At 63.9% G+C, this 2,418-nt stretch carries 5 protein-coding genes; 2 read left to right on the top strand and 3 right to left on the bottom strand.

What is annotated here, in order from left to right; all coding sequences use genetic code 11:
* Positions 1-54 precede the first annotated feature (54 nt).
* Both EN991_RS32180 and EN991_RS32175 read left to right on the top strand, forming a co-directional pair.
* The gene (locus EN991_RS32180) at positions 55-282 is read left to right on the top strand and encodes a DUF680 domain-containing protein (RefSeq protein WP_013532449.1); all 228 of its coding nucleotides are present in this window, start codon (positions 55-57) and stop codon (positions 280-282) included.
* 415 nt (positions 283-697) lie between these two features.
* Complete coding sequence (locus tag EN991_RS32175) at positions 698-931, top strand: DUF680 domain-containing protein (RefSeq protein WP_127370259.1); 234 nt, start codon at positions 698-700, stop codon at positions 929-931.
* Positions 932-982: 51 nt separating this feature from the next.
* Here EN991_RS32175 and EN991_RS32170 read toward each other — a convergent pair whose 3' ends face one another.
* The 3 genes from EN991_RS32170 to EN991_RS32160 form a co-directional block, all read right to left on the bottom strand.
* Positions 983-1,495, bottom strand: a complete 513-nt coding sequence (locus EN991_RS32170) for a histidine phosphatase family protein (RefSeq protein ID WP_127370258.1) — start codon at positions 1,493-1,495, stop codon at positions 983-985.
* A 13-nt stretch (positions 1,496-1,508) separates the two neighbouring features.
* A complete protein-coding gene (purN, locus tag EN991_RS32165; RefSeq protein ID WP_013532446.1) occupies positions 1,509-2,222 on the bottom strand; it encodes a phosphoribosylglycinamide formyltransferase in 714 nt (237 codons plus the stop codon).
* The coding region (locus EN991_RS32160; protein WP_245461135.1) for an AIR synthase-related protein at positions 2,219-2,418 on the bottom strand (200 nt) is incomplete at its 5' end. The genes purN and EN991_RS32160, both read right to left, overlap by 4 nt.

Genomic DNA, 2,418 nt, shown 5'->3' with positions numbered 1-2,418 from the left:
CCGCTAATCGCGACTGCCGATATCGACCCAATCTTGAACTCAGGAGTAATTAAAATGACCAAGATCGCTCTTACCGCCGCCGCCATCCTCGTTGCCACGGGCACCGCTTTTGCCGGCAGCGACAACTACGGCTCTTACAATGCCAACCAGCCTGTTGCGAACCAGTCCGTGTCCGACATCGACACCACGCACACCGGCTCGATCCCGAAGTCCGTAAAGACGCAGGGTGATGCCAATGCCAACGTGCCGGCTCAGTCGGGCCAGGGCATCTGGGGTCGTTGATTTCTGAAGTCTGCGACCACAAAGAGCGGTGGGCCTTGCCCGCCGCTCTTGTTTTTTTATGCATGAGCAGGATTTCGGCCGACGGCATCGGTGTCGGAGCGCCGATCGTAAATCGAACCAGCTGGTTCAATTTATGTTGACGAATCGTGAACGGATGGCGAGCGCTGGCTCGATGAACCGCCGCATCATGCGTCAGGCACCCTCCTTATAAGCGTCTGAGATAAATTGATAAAACAGGGTGAGCTCAATCCCTTGGCCGACGTTCGAGGTCCCGATGCCGCGCGTGAGGGAACGTCTTCGTGATTGGAAGTCGGCGCACGAAAAACCCAGATCGAGGCTGTCCGAGCGACGCGAAATTTCCTCCCCAGGGGCACGCCACTAGACGGACAGAATCAGGAATACCGGAGTAAATAGAATGAACAGGATCGCTCTTACCGCCGCCGCCATCCTCGTTGCCACTGGTGCCGCTTTTGCCGGCAGCGACAACTATGGTTCGGACAATGTCAATCAGCCGGCCGTCACCTCGCACGCGGTCAATGTCGACCACAGCTACACGGCTTCGACCCACAGGCAGGTCAAGCACCGCGACCTCACGCTGACGCCCGATTCGGTCCAGCCGGAATCCGGCCAGGGCAACTGGGGAAACTGACGGCTCAAGCGGGTGTGCGGCGGGTTTGGCCTGCCGCACCTGCCATGGACACTAGCCGCCCAGGTCCTTGGGCCGCAAGCAATGTGTCAGCCGGGCGGGGGACACGACGGACCAATCGCCTTTGAAGACCACCCGGGCGAGGGCTGCCGTCGGGAATTTTTCCTCAAGTCTCGCGATCGCCTTGGCGTCTGACCCCGGCCCGGCAAGCTGTCTGGCCAACTGCTCCAGGCCCGGATTGTGGCCAATTACCAGCAAGCTGCCGCTCGAAGCGTCGGTTTGACCAATCTGGCTCAGAATGTCCGCCGCTGAAGCATCGTACAGCGCCTTGAGGAATGCGACCTGGGGCGGGACGGGCAATTCCGCCGCCACCAGCCGCCAGGTGTCGCGGGTGCGCAGCGCCGCCGACACCAGCGCCAGGTCCGGCAGCCAGCCGCGCGTCGCAAGCTCGCGCCCCATCAACCGGGCTGCCTTCACTCCGCGTTCGGCCAAGGGCCGGTCGAAATCATCGAGATCAGGGTCGTCCCAGCTGGATTTGGCGTGACGAAGCAGGAGAAGCTGTTTCATCGCCGCTCTAAGCTCAAGGCGTGATGCGCGCCAGATGCTCGAGGTCGGCTTCCTCGCGCAGCGGATCCGGGGCCATCACCACCGAGGTGCCGTTGTCGGCATCGTCGGCAAAGTGGGCAAGCACGGTGCGGCCGGACTCCATGCGCGCCTTGCCTTCGGCGACCAGCCCCAGCGCCAGCGGATAGAGCCGGTGTTCGGTCTTCAGCACGCGGGCTGCCAATGTATCGGCGGTGTCGCCGACCATCACCGGCACGGCCGCCTGTGCGATGATCGGGCCGTCATCCATCTCGGAGGTGACGAAGTGCACGGTGCAGCCATGGATGCGGATGCCGGCGGCCAGCGCGCGCGCATGGGTGTCGAGCCCCTTGAAGGCCGGCAGCAGGGCAGGGTGGATATTGATCATGCGGCCCTGCCATTTCTGGACGAAGCCGGGGCTGAGGATGCGCATATAGCCGGCCAGCGCCACGATCTCGGCGTTGAAGGCCGTAAGGGCCGCGTCGATGGCGGCGTCATGCGCCTGCTTGCTGCCGTGGTCGGCACGTGAGACGACCTGCGTGGCGATGCCGCGCGCCCTGGCGATGCCGAGCCCGGCGGCATCCGCCTTATCGGAAATGACACCGACGATCTCGGCCGGGAACGACGGGTCGCTGGCCGCGGCAATCAGCGCGGTCATGTTGGAGCCGCGTCCCGAGATCAGGACAACGGTGCGTTTCCTCTGCGCGCTCATAGGCCGATCGAACCCCGATAGATGACGCCTGCGTCGCGGCGCGGCACGATGCGGCCGATCGGCGTCACCGTCTCGCCGGCTTCCTGTAGCACCGCTGCCACCTGCGCCGCCTGGCCGGAAGCAACGGCGAGGATCATGCCGATGCCGCAGTTGAAGGTGCGCATCATTTCTTGCGGCGCCACGCCGCCGGTCCTGG

Origin of the sequence: Mesorhizobium sp. M7A.F.Ca.US.005.03.2.1, from assembly GCF_003997795.1 — a bacterium.
Lineage (GTDB): Bacteria > Pseudomonadota > Alphaproteobacteria > Rhizobiales > Rhizobiaceae > Mesorhizobium > Mesorhizobium ciceri.
This window is presented reverse-complemented; position numbering and strand designations above follow the sequence as displayed.